Genomic DNA, 13,478 nt, shown 5'->3' with positions numbered 1-13,478 from the left:
CAATCTGACGCATCAATTCGATTCATGCACAATTCACACATATAGCTCGTCACCAGCAGACAGTGAATGTATCACTGTTCCCGGTGACGGGCTATTTCTGAGCAATCCTTCTTTTAATCGGTCCGTCTCTGCCCGGTCAGCATGCACAAGGACCGTATGCCTTGCTGGAACCTGATGCAGCATCCGTTCAACATCCTTCCAGCCCTGATGCACTTTATAACGTATTTTCCGCACATCACACACGCCATACTTGTCAGGAACCCGTAGCAGTTTATCAGCAAATGTGCCATGAGCAACATGCCCGGTGAGCAGAATCAGATTCTCCTCCCTGTCCGATAATTGACTATAGTACCAACGGGCAAGCGAGGACTGCATCATACCGTCCGGAATGAACCATAGCGAAGCAGCATGATGTTCCAACAGTTGTTCCCGCTCTTGGGTGGTTGTAGGCAGATCCCATCCTCGTCCGGTCAGAAAGCCATCAATTTTGTCTTTCAACGAACTTCCGATGACATGCTCTCCCTTCTCCCTCAACCAATACGGAACATGCATAAGTTGCTTCATACCGTCCACCAGCCCTTGTTCCACTACGATTGGAATAGCCGGGAATTGTTGCTGTGCCCACAGTATGATCTCCTGTCCACGCCCTACGACAGGCATAGGTAAGAGCACCTTTCCACCTTGAGCAATCGTCTGGCGAATGGCTCGTTCCAGCTGTTCCAGTTTTTCGGCCTGTGTATCCTGGTCCGTACCGTAGGCCGCATCAACGATCGCCAGATCCACCACGACGGAAGATATTGGCGCAGCGTCTGCTACGTTTGCTCTGCCTGCTCTGACTGCTCCATTGGATGTGAAATTTCTCTCCTTCATGGGTATCTCCATGGATACAAGTGTTCTTGACGACGCTTCTGATGCAACAGATGTCTGATCTGGTGACGTTATGAGTTCTCCAGCCTTTTGCCCACTGTTTATAGCGATTAGTTCCTCCGTAATCCACTGTTCGCTGCTCGGAGCATCGAACAACGTATCTTCACGAATCATGTTTTCCCGTAAGAACGCCTCCGCTGGATAATCCTCCTGTAAAAGCATCGATTCGGACGTGTAGTCCCCGGAATAAAAAATCCGCTTACCTTCCATTTCAACCCCAAACCACACCGATCCAGCCAGATGTCCACTCCGTCCCCACATCACTTTTACTTCGGGAATCGGTTGGAACCAGGTTTGGGATACGACCTCATCTTCCAAATACCGATAACGAATAGCCTGCTCATCTGCTTCATCGTAAGGGAGCTTCTCTCCGACACGTTCTGCAAACCTTCGCCAGTTGGCAAAATACGTACGCAGCTGCGCCCTCGTCTCTCTCGTCGTCCACACTTCACCCTGGTAGCCCATCTTGTACAGCAAAGGGATGGCGACCGAATGATCCTCATGGGCGTGGGACAACAGGACCGCATCCAGTTGCGGGACAATCTCCGGGTCAATCATCGGATAATCGCCCGTGCCTTCTTTTTTCACACCACAATCCAGCAAAAGGTGGAACTGGCTCCCGCTCAGGAGATAGGCGGAACGTCCGTGTTCCCCTGCACCGCCCCATACGTTCAGTTTGATCATGATGCATTCCACTTTCTCTTTGAATTCAGCAGTTCGATTCCCAGCAGCATCAGCACCGTCAGACCTACAGTCACCACGGCCATCGCCATTCCCAGTGATACCTGACCTTGTTCAAACTGGGCAAAAATATACGTAGCCGACGTCTGCATCGACGGTGGAAGAATCAATAACGATCCAACCAGTTCTCTTGTTGCAATCGTGAAGGTCATCATCCAGCCGGCCAACATGCCGGGCAGGATCAGCGGGATCAGGATTCGCCGCAGAATATACAGCGGCTTCCCGCCAAACACTTGCCCAGCTTGGAACAATGTTCCGTCAATCTGGGTAAAGCTCGATTTTACATACTGCACGGTGTAAGGCAAGAAGAGCACAACGTACGTGAGCACGACCATGCCGTAGGTGTTATACAATGTAACTGGCATCCAGGGTGAGTTCCAGAACAGAATCAGACCCACGACCATCACGATACCCGGCACCGTATTAGGCAACAGACTGAACAAGTCAATCACACGCTGCATGAATGAAGATGATCTGCCGATCGCTAGTGCAAATCCGGTTCCGATAATAACAGCGACCGTTGAAGCCGCAAGGGATAGACCGAGACTGTTCCCGATGGCCTTCATACTCACTGATCCCCAAGATAACAGCTCCTTGTAATGATCCAAGGTCAGATTATCAAAAGCAATTCCTGATCCCCGTAACTTCATGGTCGAAGCGGCGATGATCGAGAAATAAGGGATACCTATCGACAGGATCAACAGGATTGCAAGATACACCCCGCACAACCATCCTGCTCCGCCACGAAGAGAATATCGCTTCGAACGTTGCCCTTTGCCACCGACCAGACGATACGTGAACTTTCGACTCATGGCAGACTGCATATACCACATCACCAGACAGACGGACAACAGCACCGATGCCAGCGAAGTCGCCTTGCCGAAGTCAATCGGCCAACTGGAGATGTACTTATGGATCTCGGAGGTCATGACATAATAGCCAATCTTGCGCCCGAAGGTTGCCGGTGTTCCGAATTCCGCAATCGTTTTGACAAAGACCAGCATGATCCCCATGCCGTAGGACGACAACAATAAGGGTAAAATAATACGTCTGAAACGGTATCCTGCACGTGCACCGTGCACGGCTCCCGCTTCTTCGAGATTGCCACCGATGCGGATCAACGCATCTCGAAGCAGCAGATACAGGAACGGGAACAGGTGCAAGCTCATGATGAGCACCATGCCCCAGAAGCTGAAGAACAGCTCACTCCAACCCGCAGATGAGGGCACCCATTGCTGCAGATATCCCCCTTTTTGCATAAACAGAATCCAGCCCATCGATCCGATATACGGCGGAGTCATGAACGGAATCATCAGGATTACATCGACCCAGCGATGCTCACCCATCCGAGTCTTCGCCATCATCCAGGCCAGCGGCAGCGCCAGCAGCGTGGTTACCGCTACAACGCAGATGCCAAGCCAGACGGAATTCAGCAATACACCTGATAGATGATGACCTGTAATCGTACGAATCGGAGCCATCCAATCCCACTGCCCGTCCGGATACACACTTTGCCAGAAGATCAGCAAGAGCGGTACGCCAATGCTTATGGTCAGCAGAAAGAGGGCCAGAATCACGCCCACTCTCCGAAAAATTCGGTTGTTGTCTATTCCAACAGGTTTCACTACGTTCACCTCACATGACTTTCCACAGACAGCAGGTATTCCTTTTGCCTAGTTGTCTCTATCCTTGTTCTTCTTATTTAAAAGTCTCGGAAAAACGCGCCGCTGTCTCTTCGCCATGTTCGCTCATCCAGTTCCAATCCACTTTAAGTTGTGGAATATCCTTCACATTGGCACGGTTAGTCGCTTCAATGTCTTCGCGGCCCGGGATCAGATAAGCATCTGCAACAAGCTTCTGTGCTTCATCGGACAACAGGTAGTCAATGAACGCTTTGGCATTTTCTACATTTGGACTGGATTTCAGAATCGCTGCCGGTCTTGGGCTGATGACCGTGCCTTCCTCAGGATATACGATATCCAGTGGTTCGCCTTTTGCCTTGGAGGAATACGCCATGTAGTCCACACCTGCTGCTACGATGCTTTTGGCACCCGTAATGACTGGATCAAGTGCTTCCTGATTGGCACCTGCCATCGCTACACCATTGGCTTTATAGGCACTCAGCAGATCCCATCCTTTTTCACCATTCGCACTCAGGTATCCTGTGATGAAGTCGAGTGCTGAACCTGATAATGTAGGGTCCGGAATGTTCACTGCATCTTTCCACGCAGGCGTAGCCAGTTCTGCCCAACTTGTTGGTGGTGTAGATACCAGTTTGGTGTTATACACAATGCCCAGTGCGGAAGCACTGCTGCTAAAATAGTTGCCCTCTGCATCCGACCAGTCCTTGTTCAACTTGTCTGCATTGGCTGCTTCAGGGTATGGCATAGTCAGTCCATCGGCTTTCAGAGCCTGTGCTGAAGGTAAAGAGGCCAGGATCACAACGTCTGCAACCGGATTGGATTTCTCAGCTTCCATACGAGCCAGAATTTTTCCTGTCGTTCCCTGAAACATCTCAACTTCGATCCCTGTTTTGTCTGTAAATCCGCTCACGATGTTATCTGCCAGCTTCTGTGGGCCAGCACTGTACAAGACCAACTTGCCGCCAGCCGGTTTCGTTGTTTCCGCCGCCGCTGCTGTGTTTCCTTCACCCGCGGGTTGTGCCGCGTTGCCTGTGGTCGAGTTCCCTGTACTACATCCGAACAAACTGATACTCATTACCGCTGTTAATAACAGCATTGCGCTCTTTTTCCGTGTTTTCATACCCAACATATTCGTCCATCTCCCCTGGTTTCTTATAAAATGTGTACTTCTGCTTCCAACTGCGTGCTCGTTCAACAATTTAATATGCCACTGCGATCGCTTCGTTTTGCTTCACACTCGGGTGGTCATAACCGTCCATTCGGCATATCCGTTCAGGGGTTACATAGAGCTGCACCCGCTCCCTTACACGCACTCTTTGATTCATATAGGCTGTCCATACACCCAGCCCTTCCATCTGCACTCGCACTTCGTAACGCTCACCTACATAGCTAACGCTGAGTACCGTCCCCGGATAACACAGATCATCATGACCTGTTTTGTTCCAGGTGACATGCTCCGGACGAACCATGGATTGATTAGGAGTGAGCCAGTTGGACTTTCCGATAAACGAAGCAACATACGGATCACTTGGCGCCGAGTAGATCGTTTCCGGGCTTCCCTTTTGCAATATTCGCCCCTTCTGCATCACCACAATCTCATCTGACATCGACATCGCTTCAATCTGATCATGTGTGACGTACAGCGCAGTCAATCCCATGTCCCGAACCAGTGACATCATCTCAATCCGCATCTCTTCCCGGAGTACAGCATCCAGTGCGCTCAGTGGTTCATCGAACAGGATCACACCAGGTCTGACCGCTACGGCTCTGGCAAAAGCAACCCGTTGCTGCTGTCCACCAGACAGCTGATGAGGATAACGATCTTCCATGCCTTGCAGGCGAACCATGCCAAGGGCTTCATTCACCTTTTGTCGCAGATCAGATTTCTGTTTTCCGGCCTTCAGGCCAAACGCTACATTTTCGTATACGGTCATATGCGGCCATAATGCAAAATCTTGAAACACCATGCCCAGATTACGCTTGTGTGTTGGTATATCAATCCGCTTCGCCGCAGAGTAGATACACTGACCATCTGCACGAATCTCCCCCGCGTCCGGCTGTTCCAGCCCGGCCAACATGCGGAGCAGTGTTGTTTTGCCACAGCCCGATGGGCCGAGCAGGGTCGTGAACTTTCCATGTTCAAGCGTTAGATCCGTTGGCAGCAGCGCGGGTGTTTGATTAAATGATTTTTGAATTCCTGTCATCTCTAATTTCATAAGCATCCCTGCCTGTCTTCTGTTACTTGATCTCTTGCACTGTTCTCAGTCTAACGTCCGCTTTCGCGAGTTGTATGTCTTGTATGTAAAATTGGAATTAACTTTTTAGATGAATTCTGTTGATGTTCATAGATTAAATCTATAGTAGGTGAACTAAATTAATTTTCATGTTGTCGCTTCGATTACAGCACCATCTTCCGATCGCTGTTATCCCCAGATTTCTTATATTCCCTTTATGAAGGGAGAAATCCGGGGATAAAGGCGAAGCTTATGCTTCCGAAGCAGCTTTCTTCCAGAAAGCTTTTGGCTTCGCTTCTTCAGATTGGTTCTGTACTCTCCGTCTTTATGAAAAACATTAGATCATCTTATATATTGGGGCTAGTAGAAGTGAGAGGAGTGTCGGGACATTGAATCTGATCAAATTGCAAATTGTTGAACTGATCGACAAGCATCATCACATGACAAGCGTGGCCGAGTTACTGGGGATCAAACAACCGACCGTTACCTTTCATATGAAGTCATTGGAGGAAGAGATGGGCGTGCGATTATTCGAATCACGCAGTGGGAAGACTTTTTTAACCGAGGCCGGACAAGCCTTGCTCCACTATTCTGTCAAAATCAATGCTCTGACCCAAGAGGCAAGACGGGTCGTAAAGGAATATGACAGTCTCTATCGGGGCACCCTGCACATTGGAGCAAGCTATGTACCGGCTACATATTTGCTGCCTACCATACTCAACACCTTTTCTCAGGAATTCCCGGGCATTCGTATTGTCTTATCCGTCAAACCATCACCTGTTATTCGCGAGATGCTGATTCGGCATCAGATTGATCTGGGGGTGATCTCTTCCGAGCCATTTGTTGGCCCTGCCCTGCAAGCAGAGACGTTATGTGAAGACGACCTGGTTTTAATCTGTTCCCCGCAACATGGGTTGGCCCAGAAGGATACATTAACACCTGATCATATCGCGCAGATTCCTTTTGCCTTACATGGCAATGAATCCAGTACACGGCGGCTAACCAATCAATGGCTTGCGCAACATGATATTCGTTTGCGGAGTACCGTGGAGATGGATTCCCTGGAAGCGATCAAACAGCTCGTGTTAATCGGGGGGCATGTCTCATTCATGTCTCGGATGGCGGTACAGTGGGAGGAACAGCACGGGCTCATTCAAGTTCTTCCAATTCCGGGAGAGCAGGCACCGCGCCATATCTATACTGTACATAACAAGGATCGCCACCCTTCCGTTCAGGTAAACCGCTTCAAAGAAGTGCTGCGAGAGGTGAGTCACGGCTTCCCCATTTTCCATGGCTGATTGCCCTGATCCGCTATAAACTATCGTTTGCCATTCATCAAATCTATACAGGGTTAACGCAATGTGCGCTTCCCTTTAATCGCTTTCATATATTCAGGCGATAAAGTGAGTCTGTACGTTAATCCAGATTAGGAGAGTGATTGGTTTTGAAAAAGTGGAAAAAGGTAACCGCCTCATTGATGTTGAGCATCGTAACATTGGGAAGTGGAATGACATTTCTGGGAGCACCCCAGGCTTCAGCTGCTGCCAATGCCGTTCCTGCTTATGAAGTAAAGTTTCTGGCCAAGCCAGAACTTGTATTGAATACAGATGGGACACCACGCAGTGAAGTGATCCAGACACTCGGCCTAAATTCCACGCCAAGAAATATTAACGTAGAGTACTTCGAGACCAATGCTCTCGGATTGGATCAACAAGGATGGAACGTTCGTTTTCGCAAAAAGGATGACAAGAATAACTACGAATTGACTTATAAAAAACGCTACCCTGTAATCAATGGCGACATCAACGCAGCGCTGACTCTGGCTAACCAAGAGGGATTTGATAAATCGGATGATAACTACGAGGCTGAGATTGATTGGGGATACGGCAAACAGACGCTGAGCTTCTCCAACACCAAAAAAGTCGATACCAAAGCGACAGGAGTCCAACTTCCTTCGCAGCAAGAAGCCTTGAACATGTTACTGGACAAGCTTCCGGGCAAATTGAAAAACTGGTCTGCCTCCAACTGGGGCAAGCAGCAATTGACTCAATCCCGTGCATATGGTCCAATCACATTCCAACGATATGAAGGTACATGGAGTGGTCAAGAGCTTACACTCGAAGTATGGCCGATCCGTGACGCAGCAGGTACAGGTATTGAGAATATCGTAGAGGTTTCTTTCAAAACCGATGATACTGAAGCCGTATCCGGACTGCGTACCCAACTGTTGCAGTTGCTGGAGAACAACAACTGGCTGATTCCGGCTGATGGCTTGAAGACACAGACGATTCTGGAAAGATACTAATCGCAAGCTCTAATTAAAAAGACAAGTTCCTCTTCCTGCGGACATCTTAGGAGAGGGGCTTGTCTTTTTTTGCGTAGTGAATTAAATGATCTGTTATTTAAGTAATTCTACGATTAACATCAGTTAAGATTTTCAATAATTATTCGCTCAACGGTTTAGATGATGGGAACTATGTATTGGCTATTTTCCAACTCGGTAACCTATTTCAATTCAAGTTATAGTGGAGAGTTACGCGGTTCAATGATTAGAATTCGCTATTTCATTTTCATATTATCATATGGACTTCTTATTTGAATGACAATATGCGATAATTGATAATTATTCTCAAATACATCATATGTAATGTTACTATTGCAAGTTAAGGAGGGATTCTGGTGACTTTGCAAGTCTTTCCACTGATATCTAACGGTGACCATACCCGTGACCTATATGCAAGATTCAAGACATCCGAAGTTCTCGATCAAGCGTCTTTTCTTGCCCCATTCGTATTAGCGGACTCACATCTTCTGCTCATCTGTACTGGCGGTGAAGCCGATATCCGTATTGGGCATAGGCTGAATCATGCCACACTCGGCAAGATGTATCTGATCCTGCCAGGAACAGCGATAGAATATACAACGGATGAGGTTCATCCTTTACAGGGCATCGCGATATATTTTGATATGTTGAAGCCTCTCTCCGACATCAATAAAGCTACTTCCGGATCTACTGTAATGGAGGTATACCAAAAAGGGTTACTTCGTTCGGCTTATGCCGATGAGTTACCGCATGAACTTTTTCAGGAATGTACCAGAATTGCCTCACAGCTCCATGAATGCATCTCTGTACCTCAAGAAAATCGTCCATTTCGTATTCAGACTTTGATGCATGAATTGTTAACCCATGTGTATGCTCCTCCCAAAGAAAGTGCAATAGGAGATTCCGAACACACCTCTGCTTTGGATCAAACGCTTGAACTTATTGAGCTTGGATATGCTGAGCATCTTTCTCGTGAAGTTCTTGCCGGAGTGGCAGGCATGAGTGTGTGGCACTATTCGCGGGTATTCAAAAACAGCACTGGCATCAGTCCCATGGAATACGTGAATAGCATCCGCATGGACCGGGCCAAAGAGATGCTGCTCGTCCCCGGCCAAACCATCAAACATATCGCCTCACAGGTTGGTTTTCAGGACGAGTTTTACTTTAGTCGCAAATTCAAAAAATATGTTGGCGTGTCTCCCTCTACCTATCAACGACAGAAACGCAGTAAAATTGCCGCTCTCTCCTTCGGAACCACTGGCCATCTGCTGGCATTACAGATCATCCCCCATGCGGCATTGATCGATAACCGACGGGATCAACACAGGAATCTGTTTTTCTCGAATATCCCTTATCATCTGGGACGTAGCAAACGCATGAATCCTCGTATCTGGCAAACCAACGTTGAGTTGTTGATGCAAGCGAGCCCTGACCTCATACTCTGTAATGAGTACGAAGCCAATACGTTAAAAAGAACGCTACAGCGAATTGCGCCTACCATCGTTATCCCATGGAAAGGATTGAGCTGGCGGGAACACTTCATACAAGTTGCCTCCATTGTGGGACAGCAACAAGATGCTCAGCAATGGTTGGAGCAGTACGATGACAAGGTAATCCAAGCCAAAGAGCAGCTTACTCATTTAATCGGTAAGGATACGGTCTCCATTATTCATATCATGATGGGTCATCTGTTAATCTACGGGCGACGCAATGGGGGCGCTGTTCTATATAACGACCTGGGCGTGGCGCCTTCACATGATCTGCTTCCAGGGCAAGTCTATCGTGCATTGGATGAACAGGAGTTGCCTCAAATGGTTGGAGATCGCATGTTACTGATTGTGGACCAGGACTCAGAATCCCAGCAACGTTGGCATAAACTACAACATACTCAGCAATGGCAAGATTTGATGCCTGTGCAGAACCAACATGTATATCTGCTAGATGAAATGCCGTGGTTGGATTATTCACCATATGCTCATGATCAGATCATCGATGAAACCCTGAAACTTTTTGGTGGAACTCAGCACATTAATCCATGACCGGATAGCACAGAAGGCTATGTCTCCCCCAACATGAGACCGCTACAATATAAAGTGTACTGAGAATCAATATCATTAGAAACACAGGGGGATTATGATGTACAAACAGCAATATGTCAAAATAACGGGGATCCTGTTCATACTCGCGATGTTACTTGTTGCGTGTGGACAGACACCTGCAAGCACTTCGCAGCCATCTGCAGATGGCGTAAAATCAGCTGCGGGGACAGATGGGGACTCATCCACTGAATCAGCTACTAAGACCGTGGAGAGCGCCAGTGGCAGCAAAGAAATCCCGGCACATCCCGAACGGATTGTGTCCATTAATATGGAGGACATTCTCCTCTCCTTGGAGGTACCACTGGTACTTGCTACACCTATTGGTCGGCAAGATTACCTGAATGAGCAACTTGAAGCTCAAGGCGTGGATGTCGAACCCATCAATGAAAGTGTCAATTTTGAAGCTGTAGTCAGCGCCAATCCGGACCTCATTATTGCCAATGCCAGTTTGGATGCCAAAATTCTCGAACAACTCGAGAAGATCGCGCCTACGATCACTTATGATCGCCGTAATTGGCAGGAATCTATCGTGCAGGTAGCTACTGCGCTAGATATTGAAGAGCGGGCTGAACAGCTTTTACAAAAAAATAAAGACCAAGTAACTGAATCTCAGAAGGTTGCAGCCGATATCACCAAGACCAAACCTACAGCTGCATTCCTGCGCCTGGAAGAGAAGGATATGCGCTTGTTCTTCTCTTCCATTCCATCCACGCCATTCCCAGCTTCCAGTTATGTAGGAGCGGGTTATGAGGTTGGATTCACTCCCGATGCTCTCGTTACCAAACTCGAGGCAGAGAACCCGGATCGGATGAATGCCAGTATCTCGGTAGAACTTTTGCCTGAAATCAAAGCAGACTATCTGTTTATTGTGTCCATTAGCTCAGATGGGTCAGCTGAAGCGTTGCAAAAAACAAAAGATGAACTCAATGAAATCCAGCAACTCCAAGTATGGAAAAGCCTACCCGCTGTCCAAAATGGTCATGTCTATGTCCTCAATGCTAAGAAATGGCTCATTGACGGCCCCATTGCCGAATCGCTCAAACGTAATGAAATGCTCGAAGTTCTTGGGCTACCTGCTCCATAATAGTCAATATACCTCTGTTTCATCCACAACAAACAAAAGGAGATTCACCGGATTTTCGGTGGATCTCCTTTTGTTTTAATATTTCAAATGGCCTCATTCAGTTCTGTTTCATGAAAAATCATTCTACATGCTTAACAGCTAAATGTATTTCATGTACACCTTTCTCATCCTGCAATTAATTAGGGATAGGTAATCATCAAAATCATATATAACTTTCCGGCTTTTAATATATTTTGAAATTTTGGGCTGTTTCAATCCCAAGTGCACTCTGGATAAACGTATTAGCCACTTTCTCTACAGGTACAGGATTAAATCCAATAAAGAAATCCTTATATTTTTCCGCAGACTCTACAAACAGATTAGGACTAACCGAATTCAAACGAATGCCTCTTGGTAACTCAAACGCTGCCGCTTTGGCAAACGAATCAATAGCCCCATTGACCATAGCACTTGATGCACCTTGCTCAATAGGGTGGTCTTGTATAATGCCACTGACCAGCGTGAAACTCCCCTTGTCGTTAATATAGTGCTGTCCAATCAATACGATATTGACCTGTCCAAGCAGTTTACCCTGCACACTAATCATATTGTTCTCAGGTGTCAGTTCTTCGAGTTTCGCATAATGGGTCTGGCCCGCCGCCACAATGACGTAATCAATATTTCTCACCGTTTCGAAGAGGGTAGTAATACTCTCTGTCGACGTCATATCCACCTGAACATCCCCGGATTGTCTACCTGCTGTAATAACCTCAACGGAATAATCTTTCAGTTTCGCAACAACGGCTTTACCTAATGTTCCGTTTCCACCAATGACCAGAGCTCTTTTCATTACTGTTTGTCCTCCTTTATAAACAAATACGGTTAATCAGATACGAATTGTTCTATTTATTTAAACAAAGATTCCATCCTTAATCAAATGACAATTGACCCTATTTTAAATAAATTACACTTATTCTTTTTAACACAAAAAAAGCCTTTGCTATAAGCAAAGGCTCTTCTATATGTTACTAGGAAGCGGGTGATGGGAATCGAACCCACGCTATTAGCTTGGAAGGCTAAAGTTCTACCATTGAACTACACCCGCAAATAAAAAAAATCGGGATGACACGATTTGAACATGCGACCCCCTGGTCCCAAACCAGGTGCTCTACCAAGCTGAGCTACATCCCGATACTTATGAGAATAATGGCGCGCCCTGAGAGATTCGAACTCCCGGCCTTTTGATTCGTAGTCAAACGCTCTATCCAGCTGAGCTAAGGGCGCAAATATTGGAGCGGAAGACGGGAATCGAACCCGCGACCCTCGCCTTGGCAAGGCGATGCTCTACCGCTGAGCCACTTCCGCAAAACATATGGTGCGGTCGAGAGGACTCGAACCTCCACGGGGGTTAGCCCACACGGACCTGAACCGTGCGCGTCTGCCAATTCCGCCACGACCGCAAAATATAATGGTGAGTCATGAAGGGCTCGAACCTTCGACACCCTGATTAAAAGTCAGGTGCTCTACCAACTGAGCTAATGACTCGTAATGAAATGGCTGGGGATATAGGATTTGAACCTATGCATGACGGAGTCAAAGTCCGTTGCCTTACCGCTTGGCTAATCCCCATTAAAAAATCATGGGGCGATCGAGGGGAATTGAACCCCCGAATGCCGGATCCACAAACCGGTGCGTTAACCACTTCGCCACGACCGCCATAGAGTAAGCCATTCATCCACTAAGAGAATCTTAGTATTAACAATTTTACTTGTAATATACATTCTATCACAAATTCAGATGTAAATACTAAAAATGGTGCCGGCGAGAGGACTTGAACCCCCAACCTACTGATTACAAGTCAGTTGCTCTACCAGTTGAGCTACACCGGCACGGTGTATATTTAATTAAAAAATGGCGGAACCGACGGGATTCGAACCCGCGATCTCCTGCGTGACAGGCAGGCATGTTAGGCCAACTACACCACGGTTCCAGATCACTTTCTCAAAGGAAAGTATAATTGCGGGGGCAGGATTTGAACCTGCGGCCTTCGGGTTATGAGCCCGACGAGCTACCGGGCTGCTCCACCCCGCGTCGTTATAAAGTTATATGGTGGAGGCTGAGGGGATCGAACCCCCGACCCTCTGCTTGTAAGGCAGATGCTCTCCCAGCTGAGCTAAGCCTCCATAATATGACCCGTAGGGGATTCGAACCCCTGTTACCTCCGTGAAAGGGAGGTGTCTTAACCCCTTGACCAACGGGCCTTGCTAAAAAATATCTGGCGGAGAGAGAGGGATTCGAACCCTCGAGACGCTTGTGACGCCTACACGATTTCCAATCGTGCTCCTTCGGCCAGCTCGGACACCTCTCCATATGGCTCCCCGAACAGGGCTCGAACCTGTGACAACTCGATTAACAGTCGAGTGCTCTACCAACTGAGCTATCAGGGAA

General features: G+C 47.6%; 9 protein-coding genes and 15 tRNA genes. 4 read left to right on the top strand and 20 right to left on the bottom strand.

Going from position 1 to position 13,478, the window contains the following annotated elements:
* Positions 1-33: 33 nt before the first annotated feature.
* The 4 genes from C161_RS22855 to C161_RS22840 all read right to left on the bottom strand — a co-directional run bounded on the left by C161_RS22855 (position 34) and on the right by C161_RS22840 (position 5,527).
* The gene (locus C161_RS22855) at positions 34-1,611 is read right to left on the bottom strand and encodes an MBL fold metallo-hydrolase (protein WP_036673001.1); all 1,578 of its coding nucleotides are present in this window, start codon (positions 1,609-1,611) and stop codon (positions 34-36) included.
* Complete coding sequence (locus tag C161_RS22850; RefSeq protein WP_051449893.1) at positions 1,608-3,293, bottom strand: ABC transporter permease; 1,686 nt, start codon at positions 3,291-3,293, stop codon at positions 1,608-1,610. Before C161_RS22850 ends, C161_RS22855 begins: the two co-directional genes overlap by 4 nt.
* A gap of 73 nt (positions 3,294-3,366) precedes the next feature.
* Entirely contained in the window at positions 3,367-4,440 is a 1,074-nt protein-coding gene (locus tag C161_RS22845) for an ABC transporter substrate-binding protein (protein WP_036673000.1), read from the bottom strand.
* A gap of 70 nt (positions 4,441-4,510) precedes the next feature.
* Entirely contained in the window at positions 4,511-5,527 is a 1,017-nt protein-coding gene (locus tag C161_RS22840) for an ABC transporter ATP-binding protein (protein WP_036673209.1), read from the bottom strand.
* 407 nt (positions 5,528-5,934) lie between these two features.
* Here C161_RS22840 and C161_RS22835 point away from each other — a divergent pair, with 407 nt between their 5' ends.
* The 4 genes from C161_RS22835 to C161_RS22820 all read left to right on the top strand — a co-directional run bounded on the left by C161_RS22835 (position 5,935) and on the right by C161_RS22820 (position 11,051).
* Positions 5,935-6,843, top strand: a complete 909-nt coding sequence (locus tag C161_RS22835; protein ID WP_036672999.1) for a LysR family transcriptional regulator — start codon at positions 5,935-5,937, stop codon at positions 6,841-6,843.
* Positions 6,844-6,989: 146 nt separating this feature from the next.
* On the top strand, positions 6,990-7,850 hold the full coding sequence (locus tag C161_RS22830) for a hypothetical protein (RefSeq protein WP_036672998.1): 861 nt from the start codon (positions 6,990-6,992) through the stop codon (positions 7,848-7,850).
* Positions 7,851-8,224: 374 nt separating this feature from the next.
* Positions 8,225-9,907 carry a helix-turn-helix domain-containing protein gene (locus tag C161_RS22825; protein ID WP_036672996.1) on the top strand — a complete coding sequence of 561 codons (1,683 nt, stop codon included), beginning with the start codon at positions 8,225-8,227 and terminating at the stop codon, positions 9,905-9,907.
* 94 nt (positions 9,908-10,001) lie between these two features.
* Positions 10,002-11,051, top strand: a complete 1,050-nt coding sequence (locus C161_RS22820) for an ABC transporter substrate-binding protein (protein WP_084650454.1) — start codon at positions 10,002-10,004, stop codon at positions 11,049-11,051.
* 223 nt (positions 11,052-11,274) lie between these two features.
* On the opposite strand, the gene C161_RS22815 is transcribed toward C161_RS22820, so the two are convergent.
* From C161_RS22815 to C161_RS22740, 16 genes are all read right to left on the bottom strand, one after another.
* Positions 11,275-11,880: a short chain dehydrogenase gene (locus tag C161_RS22815; RefSeq protein WP_036672991.1), complete on the bottom strand. Its 606-nt coding sequence runs from the start codon at positions 11,878-11,880 to the stop codon at positions 11,275-11,277.
* 184 nt (positions 11,881-12,064) lie between these two features.
* A tRNA-Gly gene (locus tag C161_RS22810) sits at positions 12,065-12,135 on the bottom strand.
* A 12-nt stretch (positions 12,136-12,147) separates the two neighbouring features.
* Positions 12,148-12,221 (bottom strand) — tRNA-Pro (locus tag C161_RS22805).
* A gap of 16 nt (positions 12,222-12,237) precedes the next feature.
* Positions 12,238-12,314, bottom strand: a tRNA-Arg gene (locus C161_RS22800).
* A gap of 6 nt (positions 12,315-12,320) precedes the next feature.
* A tRNA-Gly gene (locus C161_RS22795) sits at positions 12,321-12,395 on the bottom strand.
* A gap of 8 nt (positions 12,396-12,403) precedes the next feature.
* Positions 12,404-12,490 (bottom strand) — tRNA-Leu (locus tag C161_RS22790).
* 9 nt (positions 12,491-12,499) lie between these two features.
* Positions 12,500-12,575: transfer RNA gene (locus C161_RS22785), tRNA-Lys, on the bottom strand.
* Between the two features lie 9 nt (positions 12,576-12,584).
* Positions 12,585-12,659 (bottom strand) — tRNA-Gln (locus C161_RS22780).
* Positions 12,660-12,670: 11 nt separating this feature from the next.
* Positions 12,671-12,746: transfer RNA gene (locus C161_RS22775), tRNA-His, on the bottom strand.
* A gap of 97 nt (positions 12,747-12,843) precedes the next feature.
* Positions 12,844-12,919 (bottom strand) — tRNA-Thr (locus tag C161_RS22770).
* A 23-nt stretch (positions 12,920-12,942) separates the two neighbouring features.
* A tRNA-Asp gene (locus C161_RS22765) sits at positions 12,943-13,020 on the bottom strand.
* Between the two features lie 27 nt (positions 13,021-13,047).
* Positions 13,048-13,121, bottom strand: a tRNA-Met gene (locus C161_RS22760).
* A gap of 16 nt (positions 13,122-13,137) precedes the next feature.
* Positions 13,138-13,213: transfer RNA gene (locus C161_RS22755), tRNA-Val, on the bottom strand.
* 6 nt (positions 13,214-13,219) lie between these two features.
* Positions 13,220-13,291: transfer RNA gene (locus C161_RS22750), tRNA-Glu, on the bottom strand.
* A 15-nt stretch (positions 13,292-13,306) separates the two neighbouring features.
* Positions 13,307-13,398 (bottom strand) — tRNA-Ser (locus C161_RS22745).
* Positions 13,399-13,401: 3 nt separating this feature from the next.
* Positions 13,402-13,477 (bottom strand) — tRNA-Asn (locus tag C161_RS22740).
* Position 13,478: the final 1 nt, after the last annotated feature.

The sequence above is a fragment of the Paenibacillus sp. FSL R5-192 genome, from assembly GCF_000517845.1.
GTDB classification, from domain to species: domain Bacteria; phylum Bacillota; class Bacilli; order Paenibacillales; family Paenibacillaceae; genus Paenibacillus; species Paenibacillus amylolyticus.
This window is presented reverse-complemented; position numbering and strand designations above follow the sequence as displayed.

Excerpts from the sequence above, each read along its gene's own strand:
- C161_RS22855 (WP_036673001.1), bottom strand. The coding sequence starts at position 1,611 with ATGATCAAACTGAACGTATGGGGCGGTGCAGGGGAACACGGACGTTCC.
- C161_RS22845 (WP_036673000.1), bottom strand. The coding sequence starts at position 4,440 with ATGTTGGGTATGAAAACACGGAAAAAGAGCGCAATGCTGTTATTAACA.
- C161_RS22840 (WP_036673209.1), bottom strand. The coding sequence starts at position 5,527 with ATGAAATTAGAGATGACAGGAATTCAAAAATCATTTAATCAAACACCC.
- C161_RS22820 (WP_084650454.1), top strand. The coding sequence starts at position 10,002 with ATGATGTACAAACAGCAATATGTCAAAATAACGGGGATCCTGTTCATA.
- C161_RS22815 (WP_036672991.1), bottom strand. The coding sequence starts at position 11,880 with ATGAAAAGAGCTCTGGTCATTGGTGGAAACGGAACATTAGGTAAAGCC.